The 22,580-nt window shown below is 66.7% G+C and carries 19 protein-coding genes; 15 read left to right on the forward strand and 4 right to left on the reverse strand.

Going from position 1 to position 22,580, the window contains the following annotated elements:
- The first annotated feature begins 341 nt into the window (after positions 1-341).
- The 6 genes from D1648_RS09300 to D1648_RS09330 all read left to right on the forward strand — a co-directional run bounded on the left by D1648_RS09300 (position 342) and on the right by D1648_RS09330 (position 6,382).
- Positions 342-1,592, forward strand: coding sequence for an IS256 family transposase (locus D1648_RS09300; protein ID WP_122940988.1), 1,251 nt, complete (start codon positions 342-344; stop codon positions 1,590-1,592).
- Positions 1,593-2,333: 741 nt separating this feature from the next.
- Positions 2,334-3,167, forward strand: coding sequence for a C40 family peptidase (locus tag D1648_RS09305; protein ID WP_122940990.1), 834 nt, complete (start codon positions 2,334-2,336; stop codon positions 3,165-3,167).
- Positions 3,168-3,718: 551 nt separating this feature from the next.
- The gene (locus D1648_RS09315; protein ID WP_122940992.1) at positions 3,719-4,306 is read left to right on the forward strand and encodes a YdhK family protein; all 588 of its coding nucleotides are present in this window, start codon (positions 3,719-3,721) and stop codon (positions 4,304-4,306) included.
- A gap of 86 nt (positions 4,307-4,392) precedes the next feature.
- Positions 4,393-4,956: a CueP family metal-binding protein gene (locus D1648_RS09320; protein ID WP_122940995.1), complete on the forward strand. Its 564-nt coding sequence runs from the start codon at positions 4,393-4,395 to the stop codon at positions 4,954-4,956.
- Positions 4,957-5,066: 110 nt separating this feature from the next.
- Positions 5,067-5,615, forward strand: coding sequence for a TlpA disulfide reductase family protein (locus tag D1648_RS09325; protein WP_241155429.1), 549 nt, complete (start codon positions 5,067-5,069; stop codon positions 5,613-5,615).
- Positions 5,615-6,382: a cytochrome c biogenesis CcdA family protein gene (locus D1648_RS09330; protein ID WP_122940997.1), complete on the forward strand. Its 768-nt coding sequence runs from the start codon at positions 5,615-5,617 to the stop codon at positions 6,380-6,382. The genes D1648_RS09325 and D1648_RS09330 overlap by 1 nt, the downstream gene beginning before the upstream one ends.
- Positions 6,383-6,412: 30 nt before the next feature.
- Here D1648_RS09330 and D1648_RS09335 read toward each other — a convergent pair whose 3' ends face one another.
- Both D1648_RS09335 and D1648_RS09340 read right to left on the reverse strand, forming a co-directional pair.
- Positions 6,413-7,489 (reverse strand): cell wall metabolism sensor histidine kinase WalK, encoded by a 1,077-nt coding sequence (locus D1648_RS09335; protein WP_206424792.1) that lies wholly within the window; start codon positions 7,487-7,489, stop codon positions 6,413-6,415.
- Between the two features lie 67 nt (positions 7,490-7,556).
- The gene (locus D1648_RS09340) at positions 7,557-8,270 is read right to left on the reverse strand and encodes a response regulator transcription factor (protein WP_241155423.1); all 714 of its coding nucleotides are present in this window, start codon (positions 8,268-8,270) and stop codon (positions 7,557-7,559) included.
- Positions 8,271-8,702: 432 nt separating this feature from the next.
- Here D1648_RS09340 and D1648_RS09350 point away from each other — a divergent pair, with 432 nt between their 5' ends.
- Entirely contained in the window at positions 8,703-10,205 is a 1,503-nt protein-coding gene (locus tag D1648_RS09350) for a multicopper oxidase family protein (protein WP_122941004.1), read from the forward strand.
- Between the two features lie 95 nt (positions 10,206-10,300).
- On the opposite strand, the gene D1648_RS09355 is transcribed toward D1648_RS09350, so the two are convergent.
- Positions 10,301-10,927: a TetR/AcrR family transcriptional regulator gene (locus D1648_RS09355; RefSeq protein WP_122941006.1), complete on the reverse strand. Its 627-nt coding sequence runs from the start codon at positions 10,925-10,927 to the stop codon at positions 10,301-10,303.
- 235 nt (positions 10,928-11,162) lie between these two features.
- On the opposite strand from D1648_RS09355, the gene D1648_RS09360 reads away from it, so the two are divergent.
- The 8 genes from D1648_RS09360 to D1648_RS09395 all read left to right on the forward strand — a co-directional run bounded on the left by D1648_RS09360 (position 11,163) and on the right by D1648_RS09395 (position 20,394).
- On the forward strand, positions 11,163-12,662 hold the full coding sequence (locus D1648_RS09360) for an MFS transporter (RefSeq protein WP_241155424.1): 1,500 nt from the start codon (positions 11,163-11,165) through the stop codon (positions 12,660-12,662).
- Positions 12,663-12,783: 121 nt separating this feature from the next.
- Positions 12,784-12,999, forward strand: coding sequence for a heavy-metal-associated domain-containing protein (locus D1648_RS09365; protein WP_122941010.1), 216 nt, complete (start codon positions 12,784-12,786; stop codon positions 12,997-12,999).
- Entirely contained in the window at positions 12,996-13,943 is a 948-nt protein-coding gene (locus tag D1648_RS09370) for a hypothetical protein (protein WP_164518657.1), read from the forward strand. Before D1648_RS09365 ends, D1648_RS09370 begins: the two co-directional genes overlap by 4 nt.
- Positions 13,944-13,991: 48 nt before the next feature.
- Positions 13,992-16,265 (forward strand): heavy metal translocating P-type ATPase, encoded by a 2,274-nt coding sequence (locus D1648_RS09375; protein ID WP_122941012.1) that lies wholly within the window; start codon positions 13,992-13,994, stop codon positions 16,263-16,265.
- A gap of 35 nt (positions 16,266-16,300) precedes the next feature.
- A complete protein-coding gene (locus D1648_RS09380) occupies positions 16,301-16,567 on the forward strand; it encodes a hypothetical protein (RefSeq protein ID WP_029362807.1) in 267 nt (88 codons plus the stop codon).
- 73 nt (positions 16,568-16,640) lie between these two features.
- Positions 16,641-17,834 carry an FAD-dependent oxidoreductase gene (locus D1648_RS09385; RefSeq protein ID WP_164518658.1) on the forward strand — a complete coding sequence of 398 codons (1,194 nt, stop codon included), beginning with the start codon at positions 16,641-16,643 and terminating at the stop codon, positions 17,832-17,834.
- A 17-nt stretch (positions 17,835-17,851) separates the two neighbouring features.
- The gene (locus D1648_RS09390) at positions 17,852-20,038 is read left to right on the forward strand and encodes a heavy metal translocating P-type ATPase (RefSeq protein ID WP_241155425.1); all 2,187 of its coding nucleotides are present in this window, start codon (positions 17,852-17,854) and stop codon (positions 20,036-20,038) included.
- 26 nt (positions 20,039-20,064) lie between these two features.
- Positions 20,065-20,394, forward strand: a complete 330-nt coding sequence (locus tag D1648_RS09395; protein ID WP_103384850.1) for a metal-sensitive transcriptional regulator — start codon at positions 20,065-20,067, stop codon at positions 20,392-20,394.
- Between the two features lie 757 nt (positions 20,395-21,151).
- Here D1648_RS09395 and D1648_RS09400 read toward each other — a convergent pair.
- On the reverse strand, positions 21,152-22,462 hold the full coding sequence (locus tag D1648_RS09400) for an ISL3 family transposase (RefSeq protein ID WP_122941017.1): 1,311 nt from the start codon (positions 22,460-22,462) through the stop codon (positions 21,152-21,154).
- Positions 22,463-22,580: the final 118 nt, after the last annotated feature.

Below are 22,580 nucleotides of genomic sequence, written 5' to 3' on the forward strand. Positions count from 1 at the left end.
CGCGAAATACGCGACGAGGCTTTCTCTCACAGCCGCTACCCCAGTAGCCTTGGGATGCCATCCTGAAGACCCTCCTCAGAGATCTTTCCCCCGAGGGGACTGGTAGGTATACCCCTCGGGTGTTCCACGCTCCCCCACATTAGCGCCAGAGCACGCAAGGAGCATTGTCTATTCGGGCGAGCTTCTGCTCACCGTTGAGCTCAAGACCCCGATGCCTGACGGAGTTGAGTCCCGCATAGTGGTGTAGCGCGGTGGCCCCGTGATCGTCTCGGACGTGGGCGCGGCCACCGTGTGATCCTTCGAGTGAACCTTCCACAGCACTCTCGAACGGAGTCATCACGATGACCGCACCCCATATTGTCGACCCTTCCGGCCTGCTTGGTGAAGCCCTGGCCGAGGCGTCCCCGGATCTGATGCGCAGCCTGCTCCAGGACGTGATCAATACCCTGCTCTCCGCGGACGCTGATGCCGTTGCCGGCGCGGAGTACGGCCGCCCCAGCAGCGGCCGGGTCGCGCAGCGCAACGGCTACCGCCACCGCGACCTCGACACCCGAGTTGGCACGATCGACGTCGCAGTCCCCAAGCTCCGCACCGGCACCTACTTCCCCGACTGGCTGCTCGAGCGGCGCAAACGCGCCGAGTCCGCGCTGATCACGGTCGTTGCAGACTGCTACCTCGCCGGCGTCTCCACCCGCCGCATGGACAAGCTCGTGAAGACTCTCGGCATCAACTCGCTCTCGAAGTCGCAGGTCAGCAGGATGGCGGAGTCGTTGGACGAGCACGTCGAGCAGTTCCGCCACCGCCCCCTGGACGAGGCCGGGCCGTTCACGTTCGTCTCCGCCGACGCCCTGACCATGAAAGTGCGTGAGGGCGGGCGCGTGACCAACGCCGTCGTCCTGCTCGCCACCGGCGTCAACGGAGACGGGCACCGCGAGGTCCTGGGAATGAGGGTCGCGACCAGCGAGACCGGAGCGGCCTGGAACAGCTTCTTCGCTGACCTCGTCGCTCGCGGCCTCGCCGGAGTCCGCCTGGTCACCAGCGACGCGCACGCCGGCCTAGTCGAGGCGATCGCTGCGCACCTGCCTGGCGCGGCCTGGCAGCGGTGCCGCACCCACTACGCCGCGAACCTCATGGCCGTGACGCCGAAGAGCATGTGGCCGGCGGTGAAAGCGATGCTGCACAGCGTCTATGACCAGCCCGACGCAGCAGCGGTGAACGGCCAGTTCGAGCGGCTGCTGGACTACGTCAGCGAGAAGCTCCCGGCCGTGGCCGACCACCTCGACGCGGCCCGCGCCGATCTCCTCGCGTTCACGGCGTTCCCGAAAGACGTGTGGGTCCAGATCTGGTCGAACAACCCCACCGAACGGCTGAACAAGGAGATCCGCCGCCGCACCGACTCCGTGGGGATCTTCCCGACCCGCGAAGCGATCGTCCGCCTCGTCGGCGCGGTCCTGGCCGAACAGACCGACGAGTGGGCCGAAGGACGCCGCTACCTCGGCCTCGACGTCCTCGCCCGCTGCCGCCTCAGCATCGTCCCCGACACCAGCCCCGAGGAGGTCGCCACCGACGCCCTGCCCGCCCTCACCGCCTGACCAATCAGCGAAGGATCGCTACACCACTTCCAGGGACTTGACCCCTGACGGGCGGGCCGATCGACTCAGCACAAGAACACCGTAGCGCGAGGCTGCACGCCGCCCGCACCGGGAATCGATCTGCTTGCGGGCTACAGGTGATCGACTGACTCGGTGCGGCAAGGGCGATCAGAGCCTTCTCTCCCCGGGCCCGCGGAGCCGGGCGTGCGCTTGCCTCGCAGAGTTCAGAGTAGGGCCCCACGACCTCGGGCACCTGAGCACCGCGTGCCCAGAGGTAGAGAGCGAGTGCGACGGGAAGCTGACCTCGCATCCAGAAAACCGGACCCAACTCCCTCCAGTGCGATGCGCCGGGCAAGCCCGCCTCGGCCCGGCATCTAGCAACTGCGCGTACGCAACTTCCAGCAGAACCAAGTCGTCGAGCCGCGGAGTGAAACCTAGACAAATCCTTGAGGCTCTTAAGGAAATCTAGAGGCTGCGTTCGAGGTCGCGAGTCACATGTTCGACGGCACAAACAAAGACGACACCTACCGACCGGTGTCATTCCGGAGCGCACGCAAAGACGCCCTCAAATTGTCAAACGGAACGGACCATTCGTCCTTGGAACCGCCGGATCGGCCAGTACGTTGATCTCGCTGCCCACGACATGAGCCGGCGCTTCGACGCTCGCCCTGCCGTCTCTGTGGCACTGACGAACTCATCGACTCCCCCTCGTACCGAGCGGGAAAGTTACGGAGAAGAACCATGACCCAGAACAACACCCACCGCGCCTTCGGGCGAGCTATCACGCCTGTCGGGACTACGGGACGAGCCCTGCGGAACACCGGCGGGGCAGCTGTGCTCGGCACGGTCGTCATCGCTTCGGCCCTGCTCGCTGGTCCTGCGCAGGCCGCTCCGGCCGTCTCACCCGCTGCACCCACCATCAGCGCGCAGACTGCCGCTCCGGCAACGCCGGCACCCGCCCACGCGGGGTCTGCGTTCGGGACCGAGAAGCTGCGCTGGGGTTCTCAGGGTGCGTCGGTGGAGCAGCTCCAGACCGCGCTGAATGAACACGGCACCTCACTGGAAGTCGACGGCAAGTTCGGCAAGCTCACCCATGGCGCAGTGAAGGACTTCCAGCGTTCGCATGACCTGCAGGTCGATGGCGTCGTCGGCCCTGAAACCAAGGGCGCTCTGAACGGTGGCGGCGCCACGGCCTCGGGCGGCGGCACGTCCGCGCCGGCCCCTGCATCCTCGTCGAGTAGCTCGGGTCAGGCGATCGTCGACGCCGCTCGTAGCCAGATCGGCGCCTCCTACTCATGGGGCACCTCCAAGCCGGGCGTCAGCTTCGATTGCTCGGGCCTGAGCTCCTACGCGTATGCACAGGCCGGCATCGACCTGCCCCGCACCTCCTCGCAGCAGGAGGCGGCCGGGACCACGATCTCGAAGTCCGAGGCCCAGCCCGGTGATCTCGTGGTGTGGCCCGGTCACCTCGGGATCTACGCCGGTGGAGACACCGTCATCGACGCGGGGCGCTCCCCGGGTGCGGTCACCGAGCGAACGATCTGGGGCAATCCCACCTTCGTCACTTTCCGCTGATCTCACGCCACGACGCTGACGCAGGCGGAGCCGCGACCATCGGTCGGGGCTCCGCCTTCGCGCGCAGCGACGGCGCTTTCAGCCCATGGTGGCCAGCAGCTCGGCGCAGGCCTTCTCACAGCGTCGACAGGCGTCGGCGCACTCCCGGTTCAGGCCGATGCACTGGGTCAGGCCCGCCACCATGTCCTCGGCCAGGCAGGCGTCGGCGCAAGCAATTCAGATCTACAGGTACTCGAAGCAGGCCCCGATGCGTTCGGCGGGCTTCTACTGGTCGAACGTGCCAAGGTCCTTCGACTGGGCCTTAAGCATCGAAGCGATGTGTTGGATCAAGGTCCTGCTCCTTCTCATCCCGCACGGGCCGGCGGGTGTCGGCCCGTCCCGGCGACGTTAGCCAGGACACGCCGAGAAGGTTCAGCGACTGGACCGCACGATTGGTGTCGGTGCGAAACTCCTGGTCAGTACGGCTCTCAAAACTTCAAGACCTGACCTTGAGGACACCTTGATCTGTGAGTCATAGGCTGGTGGAAACTGTCCTCTGACTAGGAGATAATATGCGTTCTCGTCGATCTTTCGGTCGGCTTGCAGCCGTGGCCATCACCGGTGCGATCGTCTTCGCCGGATGCACCGACAGCGGGTCTAACGACAATCAGAATTCGGGCGGGTCGGAATCGTCGGAGGCGTCCGATGGAGGCGGCCACGGCGGCATGGAGCACCCAATGGACGGGGGCGCCGCGCCCGAAGGGATGGTCCCTGCCGAGGATCCTGAGTTCCCTGTCGGCACGGAGGTGAAGCTCACCGCGGACCACATGGAGGGCATGGAAGGCGCGACGGCGACGATCGCTGGCGCCTTCGACACCACCACTTACTCGGTCAGCTTCACGCCGACCGATGGCGGCGAGCCGGTCACCGATCACAAGTGGGTCGTCCACGAAGAGCTCGAGAACCCGGGTGAGCCGCCGCTGTCGGAGGGAACCGAGGTAGTCATCACCGCCGATCACATGGCGGGCATGGAGGGTGCTGAAGCCTCCATCGACAGCGCCACGCAGGAGACCGTGTACATGGTCGACTACGAGGCCGACGGGATGATGATGACGAACCACAAGTGGGTCGTCGAAGGCGAGATCGAGCCCCTCCAGTGATCACCCCTCCGAGCCCCCGCGGCCCGCGCACTTCCTCCGGCGGCGATTCTCGTCGTCGCTTCGTCCAGCTACCCCGACGATCGCTCATGATCGGCGCCGGCGTGCTCCCATTCGTGATCGCAGGTTGCGGAGTCCGCGACTCCGAGTCCGCTCAGGTCGCGGGTGGTCAGGGCCTTCTTGAGGATCACGGATTCGCTGGCGCCGGGGCGTCCGAGATCATTGATCAGCTCGAAGCGCTCCCGGTGGTCGAGCGGCCGCAGGACCTGATCGCCAGCGTCACCGCGACCTCTCTCCAGCTCCAAGACGATGCTGGGCGCGAAGTTGAGTTGCCCCTCCAGTCGGACCAGTTCTATCTGTCGGTGGCCCCGTTCGTGGAGTCCACCCACGAGTGCACTTTCCACAGTCTGACTACGTGCCGCGGGGAACTCCGCACCCGCGAAGTCACTGTCAAGGTGATCGACAGCAGTTCGGGAGAGGTCCTCGAGGAAGGCACTCGCACCACGCGCGACAACGGGTTCCTCGGTCTCTGGTTGCCGCGCGGTATTGCCGCGGAGCTCACGGCCACCCTCGACGAGCTCACGGGGTCCGCCTCTATCTCGACCCAGTCGGAGGATGATTTGACTTGTCTGACCAGTCTTCAGCTGGCCTGACCCGACGGAGCTCTAACCCCTCTTCGAGCTATTCGACGGCCGGTCCAGCTGCGTGGAGCGGAGCGCACTCCGGCGCGAGTCGTCGGTCTGTCCTCCGACTTGGTGGAGGGCTGCTCGTCGCTGTTCCGCTCCTTGCGGCGTGCAGCGGTTCCTCGGATGCAGCGAGCGATGCAAGTGCCGGATACGTCTCAGGGGACGGTGTCGTTGTCGAGATCCCTCCGGAAAGTCGCGACGCTCCCCTTGCGTTCCAGGGAACGACCTACGACGGAGGCGACTTCGACTCCGCGTCTCTGCGGGGCGCCCCCTTGGTGGTCAACGTCTGGTACGCCTCGTGCCCGCCGTGCCGGGTCGAGGCCCCCGCGCTGAAGGCTGCACACGCCGAGTACGGCGCCAAGGGGGTGGAGTTCGTCGGGGTGAACACACGGGACCAAGCTGGGCCAGCAGCTGCATTCGAGGAGACGTTCGGCATCACGTACCCCTCGATCCCGGACCCCGATGGGGCAGTGCTCTACGCCATGGACGGCAGTGTCCCACCCAACGCCGTCCCCACGACATTGATCCTGGATGCTGAGGGACGAGTCGCCGCCCGGATCTCAGGCGCGGCCGACCAGAGCACCCTCGAGAGTCTCCTGGACACGGTTCTTGCGGAGGGAGCCTGATGGGGGAACTGTTCGCCACCACCGTGCTGAGTGGGCCGCTTGCCATCGCACTCCTGTTGTCGGTCGTGGCTGGTCTGGTCGCGTTCTTGTCCCCGTGCGTACTCCCGGTAGTACCCGGTTACCTCGGATACATCACCGGACTCACCGGGCAGAGCAGCGGCTCGCGCGACGCCAGTGGTCCCGGAGAACGTCCGTGGCGCCTGGTCGCCGGGGCGGTGTTGTTCGTCGCCGGGTTCACTGCGGTGTTCCTGGTCATCGGAGGATTCATCGGCGCTCTAGGGTCACTGATGGTCCAGCACATGAGCGTGATCAATCGGGTCTCCGGTGTGCTGGTCATTCTCATGGGCCTGGTGTTCGTGGGCATCTTCCCGCAGCTCTCCGGCGAGAAGCGGATACGAAAACGTCCCGACGCCGGGCTCGCCGGCGCCCCGCTGCTCGGGGTCACGTTCGGCTTCTCCTGGACCCCATGCATCGGTCCGACGTTCGCCGCGGTCGCGGCCCTTAGCCTCGGCGAGGCGTCCGCCAGGCGCGGCGCGCTTCTCGCTCTCGGCTACGCGATCGGACTCGGGATCCCGTTCATCCTCTTCGCGATCGTGTTCCGGCGGGCTCTGGGGATCTCGCGAGCACTGGCGAGGCATCGACGCATGCTTCAGATCGTCGGAGGGTCCGTGCTCATCGCGATCGGCCTCCTGCTGGTCACGGGGGTGTGGGAATCGTGGATGGCCCTGCTGCAAGTGCGGATCGGCAACTTCACCACGATTGTCTGAGAACGTAACCGACCGGGAGCTATGACGACGTCAGCGGGCAGGTCGCGCTCGAGGAAGCCTGATGGTGAAGGTGGCACCCTGTCCGGGTCCGTCGCTGGCGGCGGTCATGGTCCCGCCATGCGCGTCGACCAGGGCTCGGCTGATGGTCAGGCCGATGCCAGACCCTGAATTCTCTCGGGTGCGAGAGCTGTCGACGCGGAAGAACCGTTCGAACAGGCGGGACCGGTCCTCCGCGGTGAAGCCCTCGCCGTCATCGGTCACCGCGACTTCCACTGTGCTGCCGTGGGCCCATGCCGAGACGGTGACGGTGCCTCCGGGAGAGGTGTGTCGAAGCGCATTGCTCAGCAGGTTGCCGAGCACCTGGGCGAGGCGGTCGGGATCCGCGTGGATCGTCGCCGAGTGGTGGAGGTCGATGTCTTGTCGCAATGCCACCCCGGCCGTCTCGAACCTCTCGTCCCATTCCTGCAGGACCGATGCCAGAAGGCCATCAACCGTGACAAGTCGCAGCTCCACCGGAAGCTGGCCTTCCTCGGCCCGGGACACCTCGCTGATGTCGTCGGCCAGGCGGGAAAGCCGAACGGTCTGCCCGGCAAGAATGGGCATTGCAATCTCGGGCTCGATGACACCGTCCGCCATCGCCTCGTGATGCGCAGAGAGGGTGGCGATCGGGGTGCGAAGCTCGTGGGCGAGATCGGAGAGGAGTCGACGTCGAGTCTCCTCGACCGCGTCCAGACGTGCCGCCATGTCGTTGAGCGTGGCGGCCAGGGAATCGAACTCCGCCCCGGCCCCGACGGAAGGCACGCGGGCCGAGTAGTGGCCACGGGACAGCTCATCGACGGCCAAGGTGAGGCCGTGAAGCGACTGGCGGAGCCGTCGCGCCAGGTTCCAAGTGACGACACCTGCAGCGAGAAGCGAGACCACCAATCCGACCCCGAGGGCGAGGGCGAGCGCGTCACGGTACGCACGCTCGATGTGGACGAGCTCGGAGCTGTCCACGGGGAGATCGGTCTGGAGCAAGTGGAAGTGGAAGACCGCAGGCCCGATGAGCACCGTCAGGACCGCGATGGTGAGCGCACCGGCAAGCAACACGATGAGCTGTCCGATCATCAGGCGCGATGCCAAGCTGGTGCCTGGACGAACTCGTCGAGTGACTGAACTGGGTTCCATCATGAGCTCATCCCTTCCCCATGCGATAGCCGATACCGCGCACTGTGGTGACAAACCGTGCAGTCTCAGCCGTCTCCCCGAGCTTTCGTCGGAGGTTGGCGATGTGCACATCGACGAGATGGTCGTCCCCGATCCAGGTATCACCCCAGACGGCTTCCATTAGCTGGCGGCGACTGAACGCCTGGCCCGGGCTGTGCGCCAAGGTAACTAGCAGGCCGCGCTCGGTCGGAGTCAGCGGAAGGGCGCGGCCGGCGAGCCGTACTTCCTGCGCAGCAGTGTCGATCTCGAGCTCTCCGAACGTGCGCACAGTGCTCGTAGACGCCATTCCGTGTTCGCCGCGAGGCCGACGTAGCACGGCCTGGACCCGAGCGACAAGCTCACGCACGCTGAACGGCTTGGTGAGGTAATCGTCGGCACCCACCGACAGGCCCACAAGTCGATCCACCTCCTCAGATCGTGCAGTCGTGATCAGCACGTAGCAGTCGGAGAACGCGCGGATCCTCCGCATCACCTCAATACCGTCGAGACCCGGAAGGCCGAGGTCGAGCACGATCACGTCCGGCGACAAGGTGCGGGCCATCTCCACCGCTTCCGGTCCGGTTCTCGCGCTCGCAGTCCCGTAACCGGCCTTCGCGAGATACGCCTGGACCACATTTGACAGCGCCGCTTCGTCCTCGACGACGAGAACCATCGCGGCCACTCGATCCACTTCACTCCTCATGAGCACCAGTGTGGTCTCCGATCCTGGACGCCGTGGGTCCGCCCCGGGGTTCAAAGCAGATCTGGATCAGATCTTGAGGAACTCTCGACGAGACCTTCGTCCGCTGCAGAGAACCTGGTGGGGGCCGCATCGAACACGAACTCGACCCAGCGAGGAGACCTCAGATGATGCTGACAGATTCGTTGCCGTGGCTGATGTGGTTGATGCTCGCCGGCCTCCTTTTCCTCCTCTGGGCCCCCGCACTGCTGTTGACATGCGCGGTGGTGCCGGGACGTCCCCGCCGCGCTCGAAACGAGAACGAGGCGATCGGAGAACTCTCACTGCGCCTTGCTCGAGGAGAGATCACGGCCGACGAGTTCGAACAGCACCGACAGCTTGTCCTGGACGCCTTCCGGGACCGACCCCGAACCTCCACATAGAAGGACTTCACCTGTGAAGAGAATTTCCCGCCGCACCGCTATCACCGGAGGCTTCGGCGCCGCAGCGCTGACTCTCGCCGCATGCGGGAACCGCACCGTCCCCACCGAAGCCGGCACCTTCACGCCGGCTCCTACCCTGACGCCGAAAGCCGGTCAGAACGTCGTCACCCAGACCCTCACCGCCGCGCCCGCAAAGGTCGATCTCGGAGGGAAGACGGTCTCGACCTGGGCCTACGGTGAAAGCCTCCCCGGACCGCTGATCCGAGCCACCGCCGGGGACCTGCTGCGCATCACGCTCGAGAACCGACTGCCCGATGCCTCCACGATCCACTGGCACGGCATCCGACTGCACAACGCCGCCGACGGAGTGCCCGGAATGACCCAGGACCCGGTCGAACCGGACACTTCGTTCACCTACGAGTTCGTCGCCCCCGATCCCGGCACCTACTTCTTCCACTCCCACGTCGGCCTGCAGCTCGACCGCGGGCTCTACGCCCCGCTGATCATCGATGACCCCGACGAACCCGGTGACTACGACGCCGAGTGGATCGTGACACTCGATGACTGGATCGATGGCACCGGACAGACTCCCGACGACGTACTGGCCGGACTGACCGGCGCCGGAGCCTCGGACGGCGGGGGCATGGACCACGGCGACATGCCCATGGGCGAAGGTAGTTCCGACGGCATGGATCATGGCGAGATGCCGATGGGCGATGAGCCCTGGGGTGACGCCGGTGATGTGGCCTACCCGCACTTCCTCATCAACGGCCGGATTCCCGAAGCACCGGAGATCTTCGAGGCGAAGCCCGGCCAGCGAGTGCGCCTCCGTCTGATCAACGCCTCCGCAGACACCATCTTCGCCCTCGCGCTCGGAGACCACGTTCTCTCCGTCACCCACTCGGACGGATTCCCCGTCGAACCGGTCAACGCCAAGGCGGTCTACCTCGGCATGGGCGAACGCTACGACGTCATCGTCACCGTGAAGGACGGCATGTTCCCTCTCGTAGCGCGTCCCGTCGGGAAGCCCGACGGCGGCCAGGGACTGGCGGTGCTGAAGACCGGTGCCGGGGACGTACCCGCTCCGGATATCCAGGTCCGAGAACTTGACGGGGAGATCCTCATCGGATCCACCTTGGAACCGGCCGAGGCCGCGCGACTCGAGGACCGCACCGTCGACACCGAGCTCGAACTCGCGCTCCAGGGCTCGATGGAGCCCTACCAGTGGGCCATCAACGGAGCACCCTTTGGCCAGAACACTCCGCTGAGTATCCGCGAGGGGCAGCGGGTGCGGATCATCGCGACCAACCAGACGATGATGAGTCACCCCCTCCACGTCCACGGCCACACCTTCGCCCTGCCGTCGGGACTGCGCAAGGACACGGTGATGATGGCGCCGATGGAATCGTTCGCTCTCGACTTCGATGCGGACAACCCGGGGAGGTGGGCAGCCCACTGCCACAACGCCTACCACCAGGAGGTCGGCATGATGACCGGCATCGACTACGCCTCCTGACACCGAACGTTCTGGTCCCCGGTGCCGAAGGAGGCGGACGTCGGGGACCTATGGACCAGCGGGAGCGGGAGCCGACTGCTGCACTCGCAGGGCGCTCAGCGCATCTCTCGAACGGTGAAGGCCGGGAGCAGGGTCCCGATGATGAGGTCGGCGGCGTCCTGGCGTTCGATGCGGCCGGCGGTCACCTCTTCGGCGGCGGCGTTCATAGCCAGATGGGTGACGGCGAGCAGCCAGCTGACCGGGAGATCCGGCCGAAAGACCCCTTCCCGCTGTCCGCGTTCGAAGAGTCCCTGCATCCGCCCCTCGGCCACCTCGTGCATCTCCCGGATGCGCGCTGCCGGTAGCTCACGCTGTGCCACCACGAGCACCGACCGCACACGTTCCAGGAGCGTCCAGCTCGATGCGATGAGTGCTTCGAGCGCTGCTGTGGGATCCCCGTCCAGGGGTATATCCCCGAGGACGCCTTCGGCCTGCTCGAGGCTGTCCGCGAGAGTCGCGTCGATGAGTGCCGCGCGGTTGGCGAAGTGGCCGTACAGGGTCATGCGGCCCACGCCGGCTGCGGCGGCGATGTCGGCGACAGAGGCATCCGGATTCTTGCGTAGCGCGAGCGGGGTGGCGGCAAGGATCTTCGCCCGGCTGCGCCGGGCGTCGGCACGCTGATTGACCGCCGACCCGCTCCTATGGCGCTCAGCTGCTGCGGTCGTGCCCTCGGCGTTCGGCATTCTCCACCTCTAACTCGTACGGGAATGTTTGGGTTACTCTATCGGTTGTAACCCGTACACCAGTGTACGAGTTCTGTGTCGAGGGGCCTCCCGTCCCAGCAGAACACAGCCAACCAGGGAAGGACCAAGGCCATGAGAACAACGAAGCACGATACGAACGAGGTGCGTCATGACTGACACGGATGCCCCCGCGCCCCGGACGGGCGCGAAGCAGTGGTGGGGCCTTGCAGTCCTCGTGATCCCCTCGACCCTGCTGTTCATGATGTTGACGATCCTGTTCCTCGCGGCTCCGAACATGGCCGCCGACCTGGGGCCAACCAGCGCACAGCTGCTGTGGATCCTCGACATCTACGGGTTCGTGATGGCCGGATTCCTGGTCGCGATGGGCGTCCTCGGTGACCGCGTCGGCAAGCGCCGGCTCATGGTGATCGGCGCCGTCGTGTTCGGGATCGTCTCGATCGCTGCCGCGATGACGACGAGCCCGGAGCTGATGATCGCCTGGCGAGCCGTTCTCGGTCTCGGAGGAGCCATGATGCTCCCCTCCACCCTCGGGCTGATCTTCGTCCTGTTCGCCGACCCGAGAGCACGCGGAATCGCGATCGGGATGTGGGCCGGCGGCATCTCGGCAGGTGTTGCGCTCGGCCCACTGCTCAGCGGGCTGCTCCTCGAGGCGTTCGGCTGGGAGGCGACCTTCCTGGTCGCCGTCCCGGTGATGGCGCTGGTGGCGATCGGTGCCCCATGGCTGCTGCCGGAACACAAGGACAAGACGGCGCGGATTGACATCTTCAGCGCACTCCTGCTGGTCACCGCACTGCTGTCGATCATTTACGGCATCAAGCGCTTCGCCACCCAGGAGCCGGTCGGGCCGACCATCGGGCTACTGGCCACCGGTGCGCTCGTCGGCTTGTGGTTCGTGATCCGACAGCTGCGTGCAACGAACCCCCTGCTGGACGTGCGACTGTTCACCAACCGCACAGTCAGCGGAGCGCTCACGGTCTTCCTCCTGTCGGCCGCTGCCTTGGGAGGGGTGTACTCCTTGTTCACTCAGTACCTGCAGCTGGTCCAGGGGCTCTCGCCGATGCAGGCGGGGTTGTCGATCATCCCGGCCGCGGCAGTACTCATCGCCGTCTCCACTCTCTCCCCGATGTTCGCCCGGAAGTTCCGTCCGGGCAACGTGATCGCGATCGGCCTGCTCACGCAGGTCATCGGCTACTTCCTGTTCACGCAGCTCGATGCCGGCACCGGTCTCGCGCTCGTCATCGCAAGCTTCGTGATCACCTATCCGGGCGTCGCGCCCTCGATGGCGCTCACGACGGATCTGGTCGTCAGTTCGGTCCCGCCAGAGAAGGCCGGCGGCGCATCCGGGCTGGCAACCACAGTGAACGACCTGGGCATCTCCCTCGGCGTGGCAGTCATCGGCAGCGTCGGCATCGCCAGCTATCGCAGTCAGATCACCGACACCATGCCCGAGGGCGTACCGCCAGAGGCCGCAGCGACCGCGACGACCGGCATCGATGGAGCTCTCGGCGCAGCGTCGCAGCTACCCGACGCCGTCGGCGCATCCCTGGCGACCGCGGCGCAGCAGGCGTTCACCAGCGGACTGAACACCGCCGGTCTGATCTCCGCTGTCATCGCGGCTCTCGCCGCACTCATCGCCGCGACACGACTGCGCCACGTCCGGCCGACCGGCGAGGCCACATCGGACCCGAGATCCACCGAGGAATCCGTGCGGTGATCCATGCAGGCGAGCCGATGCCCGGCACCCGCAGCCATCGCTTGCACGATACCGGGTGGGGGTATAGTCTCGACCGTAATCGAATACCCCTCCGGGGTATCCTAACGAGAGGAGCACGACCATGACCACGAGCAACGAGTACCAGGTGACCGGCATGACCTGCGGGCATTGCGAGATGTCGGTCCGCGAGGAGGTCGGCGAGCTCTCCGGGGTGACCGACATCCAGGTGAGCGCCCAGACGGGTCGCCTCGTCGTCACCTCCGAAGAGCCCCTCGATGACGCACAGGTTCTCACCGCAGTCCAGGAGGCCGGCTACTCGGCGGTCAAGGCGCGATGAACGCCGCGGGACGCCTGATCGCCTATGGCGCCACCGTCGCCGTGACCTTCGGCGGGGCCTTCGTCGCAGCCGGCGTCGTCGTCCCGGAACGGGCCGTGGAGCGATGGGCGGCGCAGGCTGCCGACGCCCCGCACGACGAGGCCGGCCATGAGGGCGCGGGCACCCAGCCCGCGGACGCACCGCAGAAGGGAGTCTCGATGTCCGCCCAGGGTTACGTACTGTCCGAGATCTCCGCGCCGCAATCCACCGAGGAGTCCGACGAACTCGCCTTCACGATCACCGGGCCCGACGGGAGCCCCGTCACGGAGTATCAGGAGGCGCACGAGAAGCAGATGCACCTGATCGTGGTCCGCACCGACGGCACTCAGTACCGCCACGTGCACCCAGAGCTGGACCCGTCCACCGGCAGCTGGTCCCTCCCCTGGCAGTGGGAGGAAGCCGGCACGTACAAGATCTACGCCGACTTCGCCCCCACCGGGAACGGCGAGGACACCCTGACACTGTCCCAGACGCTCAACGTGGCCGGCGAGCTCACACCGGTCAACGACCGGCCCGTGTCCGCGAAGGACGAGGTCGACGGGTTCGACGTCACCCTGGACGGGGACCTGACAGCAGGAGCCTCCAGCACCCTCACGCTGACCGTCACTCAGGACGGTGCTGCGGTGACCACCTTGGAGCCCTATCTCGGCGCGTTCGGCCATCTCGTCGCGCTGCGCGAGGGCGATATGGAGTACCTCCACGTCCACGCCGAGGGCGAGGACCCAGCACCCGGCGAGACTTCCGGCCCGGAGATCTCGTTCATGGCGGAGGCCCCCACGGCCGGCCGCTACTTCCTCTACCTGGACTTCCAGGTCGACGGCGAGGTGCACACCGCACAGTTCGTCCTCGAGGCAGACCACGGTATCGAGGGCGCGGACACCGAAGCCCACTCAGAGGGTCACTGACCCCGTCGGGTCAGACAGACCGACACCGCAAAACGGAGAGGACAAGCAGTGAGCACCGAAGCACCGCTCATCGCGGATACCGGCATCGAACTGGAGATCGGCGGGATGACATGCGCGTCCTGCGCGAACCGGATCGAGCGGAAGCTCAACAAACTCGACGGTGTCACCGCGACCGTCAACTACGCCACCGAGAAGGCCAAGGTCACCGTCCCGGACGGATACGACCCGCTGCTGCTCGTCAGTGAGGTCGAGAAGACCGGGTACACCGCCGCACTGCCCAAGCCGGTCACCGGTAAGGGCTCGGCGACCACGCCCGGGGATGATCAGGAGGATTCCGATCCGGAGCTGACCGCTCTGCGCCACCGGCTGATCGGAGCGGTCCTGTTGACCGTCCCGGTCATCGCCATGGCGATGATCCCCGCCCTCCAGTTCCCCTACTGGCAGTGGCTCTCGCTCGCGCTCGCAGCGCCGGTGATCGTGTGGGGTGCGTGGCCGTTCCACAAAGCGGCCTGGACCAACCTCAAGCACGGCGCCGCCACCATGGACACGCTCATCTCCATGGGCACCTCCGCCGCCCTGCTGTGGTCCCTGTACGCGCTGTTCTTCGGCACGGCCGGCACCCCCGGCATGACCCACCCCTTCGAGCTGACGATCGCCCCCTCCGACGGGGCGGCGAACATCTACCTCGAAGTCGGCGCGGGCGTGACGATGTTCATCCTGGCCGGCCGCTACTTCGAGAAGCGCTCCAAGCGCCAGGCCGGCGCCGCCCTGCGCGCCCTGCTCGAGCTCGGCGCGAAAGAGGTCTCCGTGCTGCGCGGAGGCCAGGAGCAGAAGATCGCCGTCGACGACCTCGTCGTGGGTGATGAGTTCATCGTCCGGCCCGGAGAGAAGATCGCCACCGACGGCACCGTCACCTCCGGAACCTCCGCGGTCGACGCCTCCATGCTCACCGGGGAATCCGTCCCCGTCGAGGTGGGCGAGGGTGACATCGTCACCGGTGCCACCGTCAATGCCGGTGGGCGGCTCGTGGTCCGTGCCACGCGCATCGGCTCCGATACGCAGCTGGCGCAGATGGCGAAACTCGTCGAGGACGCCCAGACCGGCAAGGCCGAGGTCCAGCGCCTAGCCGACCGCATCTCCGGGATCTTCGTGCCGATCGTCATCCTGGTCGCCGCGCTCACCCTCGGCGGATGGCTCGGCGCCGGGTTCCCCGTCACCGCGGCCTTTACTGCCGCCGTCGCGGTACTGGTGATCGCCTGCCCCTGCGCGCTGGGTCTGGCGACCCCGACCGCCCTGCTGGTCGGCACAGGCCGCGGCGCCCAGATGGGGGTGCTCATCAAGGGCCCCGAGGTGCTCGAGTCCACCCGCAGGGTCGACACCGTGGTGCTGGACAAGACCGGCACCGTCACCACCGGCAAGATGACCCTCACCGACGTCGTCACCGACGAGGGCACCGATCGGGCCGAGCTGCTGCGCCTGGCCGGCGCCGTCGAGGACTCCTCCGAGCACCCGATCGCCCAAGCGATCGCCAAGGGCGCCACCCAGGAGGTCGGCCAGCTCCCGACATTGTCGGAGTTCACCAACGTCGAGGGGAAGGGCGTGCGCGGCACCGTCGAGAACCACTCGGTCGTCGTGGGCCGCGAGAGCCTCCTCGCCGAGACGCAGATGACGCTGAGCCCCGCGGTGGCCGCTGCGAAGACGGATGCCGAGCAGCAGGGCAAGACCGTCGTCGCCATCGGCTGGGACGGGATCGCCCGCGGAATCCTGGTGGTCGCCGACACGGTCAAGCCCACCAGTGCCGAGGCCGTTGCCGCGATGAAGGAGCTGGGGCTGACCCCGGTCCTGCTGACCGGCGACAACGAGGCCGTGGCCCGTCAGATCGCCGCCGAGGTCGGCATCGACGAGGTCATTGCCGAGGTGCTGCCGTCGGAGAAGGTGGATGTGGTCTCCCGCCTCCAGCGCGAGGGTCGCATCGTCGCGATGGTGGGCGACGGCGTCAACGATGCCCCCGCCCTGGCTCAAGCCGACCTGGGACTGGCGATGGGCACCGGTACCGACGTGGCGATCGAGGCCAGCGACATCACGCTGGTGCGCGGTGACCTCCGAAGCGCCGTCGACGCCATCCGCCTGTCCCGCAAGACCCTCGGCACGATCAAGACCAACCTGTTCTGGGCCTTCGCCTACAACACGGCCGCAATCCCGATCGCCGCGCTCGGCATGCTCAACCCCATGCTGGCCGGCGCCGCGATGGCCTTCTCCAGCGTCTTCGTCGTCGGCAACAGCCTGCGCCTGCGCGGCTTCACCTCCATCGCGAAGAACTGACTCAGCCTGCACGACACCCCAATGGAAGGAAAACTATGCACGACACCACCGACCAGAACTCCAACTGCTGCGGCGGTCATTCGTCCCACGCTCCCGTGGAGTCCGAAGGACGCCCGAACCTTATGGGCCCCACGGCGGATGACATGGCCATCTGCCCGGTGATGGAGGGCCGGACCGTGATCAAGAGCGTCGCCGAGGCCGCGGGCCTGTTCCGCGACTACGAAGGCACTCGCTACTGGCTGTGCTGCGCCGGCTGTGGCCCCCTGTTCGACGCCGACCCGCAGAAGTACGTCGCCGCCTGAACAACCACCCACGAGCGGGAGGGGTGCACCGCCTGGCAGTGCACCCCTCCCCCGTCCAGATCGGAGCTCCACCGTGTCCGCCACGACGCACGTTCTCGTCATCGGTGCCGGTGCCGCGGGATCCGCCGCCGTCCGGGAACTCGCCCCGCAGGAAAAGATCACCACGACGGCGATCATCGATGCGGAAATCGCCCCGTACAACCGCACGCTGGTCAACAAGGCCGTCGCCACCGGACTCATCGACACCCACCAGGCACAGCTCCCGCCGCTGCCCGGCAGCGTGGTCCGCGACAGCGTCCGCGCGGTCGATCCTCGTGAGCAGACCGTCCACCTGCGCTCCGGAGCCCGCCTGGACTATGACGCCCTCATCGTGGCCACAGGAAGCGCGCCACGCCCCCTCCCTTCGGGCGTCGCCGCCCCCGCAGCCGTGGACAGCGCTCGGATGACGCACCTGCACTCGCTGGACGATGCGCTTCGTGTGCGCGCCGCCCTCGCGGCTACGACCTCCCCAAGGGTCCTTATTTACGGGGCCGGAATGATCGGAGCCGAAACCTCGGGGATACTGCGCGATGCCGGGTGCCAAGTCACTCTCGCCGCCTCATCCCCCGTCCCCGGGATCACCGCGTTCGGCGCAGCGGTCGCGGAACAGCTCGCCCGCGCCCATCGCCGCGCCGTCACCACCCGCTTCGGTCACACGTTGACCCACCTGGATCTCGAGAAGAACGAGGTGCGCGCGGAGTTTTCCGATGGCCTCGTGGCCACGGTGGACCTGGTCATCACCGCTCTGGGCACGATCGCGGTCAGCCCCTCCCCCTGGAACGGTCCGATCGCCGTGGATCACCGCCTGCGCAGTCGCACCCACGATCACATCTACGCCGCAGGAGGTGTCGCAGTCCACGAGTCCGACGGACTGACCTGGCGCATCGATCACTGGAGCGATGCCGAGGCCCAGGGCGTTCACGCCGCCCGCAGCCTCCTGGCCTCGATCGGCCTCGCAGACTCCCCGGGCATCTACCGGCCGCGCGCCCTCTACAGCGCACAGATCCACCAGCATCTCTACCTCGCCGCGGGACACACCAGCCACTCCGAGAACGTGCAGACCACGTCCATTGTTCCCCTGGTCCTCACTCATGAGCGAGCGGGACAGCTCATCGGCGTCAGCGGCCTGGACGCCGGCGCCGCGGTGATGGCTCTCGTGCCGGAACTCCATAGCTCGATCGAGTCGATGCCGAGAGCGGAATCCACCCCCTCGACAGATACCCCCTAGGGGTATATGGTGTCGGCATGAACGCTGGCAACCACACCCACCGCCACGACCACGGGGAACTCGGCACGCAGCACGACCACCATTCCCCAGCACCCCATGACAGCCGCACCGCCATCGCTGAGCAGGACGCTCCCGGCGCACACCACGACCATGGATCGCACCGAGGCCATGAGGGCCACTCCGGACACGAGAGCCACTCCGGGCACGGTGGTCACTCCGGTCACGGGGACCACGTCGCACAGTTCCGACAGCTGTTCTGGCTCAACCTGTTCATCGCGGTGCCCGTCGTCGTCTTCTCCCCGATGTTCGCGATGCTCCTCGGATACAGCGTTCCCGACTTCCCCGGCGCACTGTGGATCGCCCCGATCCTCGGCAGCGTCATGTATGTCTGGGGCGGCCGCCCGTTCCTCACAGGTGCTGTCTCCGAGATCCGTTCGCGCCAGCCAGGGATGATGCTCCTCATCGGGCTCGCGATCACCGTCGCGTTCATCGCCTCCTGGGGTGCCACTCTCGGGCTCCTGGATCACCAGTTGGAGTTCTGGTGGGAGCTGGCTCTGCTGATCGTGATCATGCTGCTCGGACACTGGGTCGAGATGCGCTCCCTCGCGCAGACGACCTCCGCGCTCGACTCCCTGGCCGCGCTGCTCCCCGATGAGGCGGAGCGCATCGAAGGCGATGATCTCGTGAGCGTCTCGCCGAGCGAGCTGCGGCACGGTGACCTGGTCCTGGTGCGCCCAGGCGCGAGCGTTCCCGCGGACGGCACGATCCGTGAGGGTCGCGCCGATGTGGACGAGTCCATGGTCACCGGCGAATCCCGTCCGGTCACACGCTCCGCCGGAGACTCCGTCGTGGCCGGCACCGTCGCCACCGACTCCAGCCTCCGCATCGAGGTCACCGCCACCGGCGACGACACCGCCCTGGCCGGCATCCAGCGCCTGGTGACCGAAGCGCAGAACTCCTCCTCCCGAGCTCAGCGAATCGCCGATACGGCGGCCGCGTGGCTGTTCTGGTTCGCGCTCGGCGCCGCCGTGATCACCGCGATCACCTGGTCACTCCTCGGCATGCCCGATGATGCCGTCGTCCGCACGGTGACCGTGCTGGTGATCGCCTGCCCCCACGCGCTCGGTCTCGCGATCCCGCTGGTCGTCTCGATCGCCACCGAGCGGGCCGCCCGCGGCGGCGTCCTAGTGAAGGATCGCCTGGCATTGGAAGCGATGCGCACCGTCGACGCCGTTCTGTTCGACAAGACCGGCACCCTCACCAAGGGCGAGCCCGCCCTCGCCGAGATCATTCCTCGCCATGCGCAGGAGTCCGAGGTGCTGGCCCTGGCCGCCGCCGCCGAGGCGGAGAGCGAGCATCCGCTCGCCCGCGCCATCGTCGCCAAGGCACAGGCCGACGGAATCCAGATCCCTACGGGCTCCGACATCAGCTCCACTCCCGCGCTCGGCGTGAGCGCCTGGGTGGACGGGCACGAGATTCGCGTCGGCGGCCCCCGCCTGCTCGAAGAGACCGGAACTGGCGAGATCGAGGAGGCCGAGACCTGGCGAAAGGAGGGCGCGATCATCCTCCACGTCCTGCGCGACGGTGAGGTGATCGGCGGCCTCAAGCTCACCGACGAGGTACGGCCCGAGTCCCGCGAGGCGATCGACGCTCTGCACGACCTCGGGGTCGAGGTCGTCATGATCACCGGCGACGCCGAGGCAGTCGCGAACAGTGTCGGTCGCGAGCTCGGCATCGACCGCGTCTTCGCCGGCGTGCGCCCCGAGGACAAGTCCTCCAAGGTCGCCCAGCTCCAGAAGGAGGGCAAGAAGGTCGCGATGGTCGGCGACGGCGTCAACGACGCTCCCGCTCTCGCCCAGGCTGACGTCGGCATCGCGATCGGTGCCGGCACCGACGTCGCGATCGCCTCTGCAGGGGTCGTACTCGCCAGCTCCGATCCGCGCTCGGTACTCTCGGTCATCGAACTCTCCCGCGCCGCATACCGGAAGATGAAGCAGAACCTCTGGTGGGCCGCTGGCTACAACCTGCTGTCCGTGCCGCTGGCAGCCGGAATCCTCGCCCCCATCGGGTTCGTACTGCCAATGTCCGTCGGAGCGATCCTGATGTCCCTGTCCACCGTCGTCGTCGCCCTGAACGCCCAGCTCCTGCGACGCCTCGACCTGCGTCCCGAGGCGACCGTCGCTGCCGTACGCAATCGCCGCTAATGCCACTACTTCGAACGGAATCGATCATGTCCACTGTCCCGGAAAGCACAGAAGACCGGGCCTGCCACAGCGGGCCTCACGGGTACATTCAAGACAAGCCTCGCTACCTCAACCGACTCAAGCGCATCGAAGGTCAAGCTCGTGGAATCTCCCGCATGGTCGACGAGGACGTCTACTGCATCGACATCCTCACTCAGATCTCGGCCCTGAACAGTGCACTCGAGAACGTTGCGCTGGGCCTGCTCGATGACCACCTCCGCCACTGCGTCGTCGATGCGGCCCGCGAGGGCGGAGACGAAGCCGAGATCAAGCTCAAGGAGGCCTCCGACGCAGTTCGACGTCTCGTCAAGTCCTGAATCAACTGACCGCGAGCAGCGACCCAGTCGATCATCTGGACAGCTGCGGAGCTAGCAGGGTCCCCTGCGGTTCCGACTCGCTACCTCGAGGAATTTGACAACCTAACGAGATTTCTCTAGGCGTGTGCCTTGTCGCACTGCAGGTCGTAGCGCCACACATCTGTCTGATCTCATGAGAACTCACATGCGCATATCCAGATTCGACGGGTCACGGGTCGCGGGCCCTATTTCGAGAGGGTCTGCTGCTGTTCGGGATGGGCTGGATGGAGGGGTAGACGGACAACTCTCGATCCGTCTGTGTCGGGATTCGGCGCGCCCCGGTGTTTCGGGCCCTCGTGGGAAAGTGGACCGGGTGGGCGATCGAAATCTGCCCGATCTGATGGTGACCAACTGGCTCCCCTCGGTGGGCACGCCGGGGGCCCGCCCCATCGGCAACATCCCGGTTCTGGTGCGGCCCGTGCTCAACGACGGCACCGAACTAGAAGTGGTAGTGCTATAGCTCTGCCTTGGCCTCGGCAAAGGGCACGGTGACTGAGTCGCGGATTCTGCGGAATGCTCTAAACGCGACTGTTGACACGCGACAGCAGGACAGTCAGCATCTGCTTGGCGCAATCACCAAGTAATCAATGTCCGATAATGGCTCTTATCGGACACTGAGGGCCAGTCCCGCTGCTAGGAACGCGCTCCCGACAGTTGCCGGTGCCTGCTGCGGACAGTGCGCTGAACCCATCATGCCTCCCCCGCTGAGATATGGGGCTCATCGCATCTGAGGGTGTAGCTGGTTTCTGAAGCCGCCTGATTCGAGGAGACTGCGGGCGACGTAGTTCGTGAGATTCCGGAAGCCGAGGGCCGAACCGCGGAGGTGCTCGAGGCGGCCGTTGATTGCTTCGGTGGGGCCGTTGCTGGTGCCGGGGCGATCGAAGAACGCTAGGACGTCGTCGGCGCGCTTGGTCAGCGTCCGGCCGAGCTTCTCGAGCTCGACGAGGGTGTCTGGGACTTGCGCGCTGAGGGCCGCGATGACCTTCTCCATCATCGTTCTGGCTCTGGTCCGGTCGGGTTCTCGGTAGGCGGTGATCATGGCCTGGTAGATCTCCCAGGTCGCCTCGACCGCAGCGTGCGGGTGGTGGGCGAACAGGGCGCTGAGGCGGTCGCGTTGGCGCTCGGTCAACAGCTTGATCCCGGTGTGGAGGGTGCGGCGGGCCTTGTAGAGAGGGTCGTCTTTCCGACCTCGGCGCTTGTGGAGCTTCTGTTGAACGCGTCGGCGGCAGTCGTCCAGAGCGTCTCCGGCCAGGCGGACGACGTGGAAGGGATCCATGACCGCGACCGCGCCGGGCAGGGCCTCGCTTGTCGCGGTCTTGAACCCCGTGAACCCGTCCATCGCGACCACCTCGATGCGGTCCTTCCACGTCGTGGGGCGCGCTTCGAGCCAGGCCTTGAACGCTGCCTTGGAGCGTCCTTCGACCATGTCCAGCAACCGAGCTGGCCCAGTCTTGTTCCTGGTGGGGGTGAGGTCGATGATCACGGTGACGTACTTGTCGCCGCGGCGGGTGTGCCGCCAGACGTGCTCGTCGACGCCGATCACGCGGACTCCGTCGAAGCGGGCCGGGTCATCGATCAGCAGGCGTTTCCCCTCGGCCAGAACGGCGTCGTTCGCGGTGTGCCAGGCCACGCCCAGCCCGGCAGCGACCCGCGCGATCGAGAGGTGATCGATGACAAGGGCCTCCAGCGCCCACCGCATCCCGCCCCGGGAGAGCTTCGCCCGCTCAGCCGCCGCAGCGGTGGTGTCTTCGCGCCAGTGGTATCCGCAGTGATCACACCGGTAGCGGCGGATCCGCACCAGCAACGTGGTGGGCCGGTGACCGAACGGCTCGTGGGCGAGGGACCGGGAGATGGATCCTCGCGAGGTCGCTCGGGCTCCACAGGCGCGGCACCACGGATCCTCCTCGGCGAGCCGGCACTCCAGCACCGCCCGCCGGCGCGTGAGCCGTTGACCAACCACCACCAGACCGAGCTCGCCGAGGCGGGCGAAGGTCGTCAGGTCGGGGCTGTCGAAGGTAGCGTTGGGCACGTCGAGGTCTTCCTGATGGCGAGCGTGAGAACTTCCATCATCGGGAGACCTCGACGTCTATCCCGGCACCAACGCGCCTACCCCACACCCCGCTGCTACACCCTCATCTGCGAAGAGC

The organism is Brachybacterium sp. EE-P12, from assembly GCF_003711805.1.
In the GTDB taxonomy this organism is placed as follows: Bacteria; Actinomycetota; Actinomycetes; order Actinomycetales; family Dermabacteraceae; genus Brachybacterium.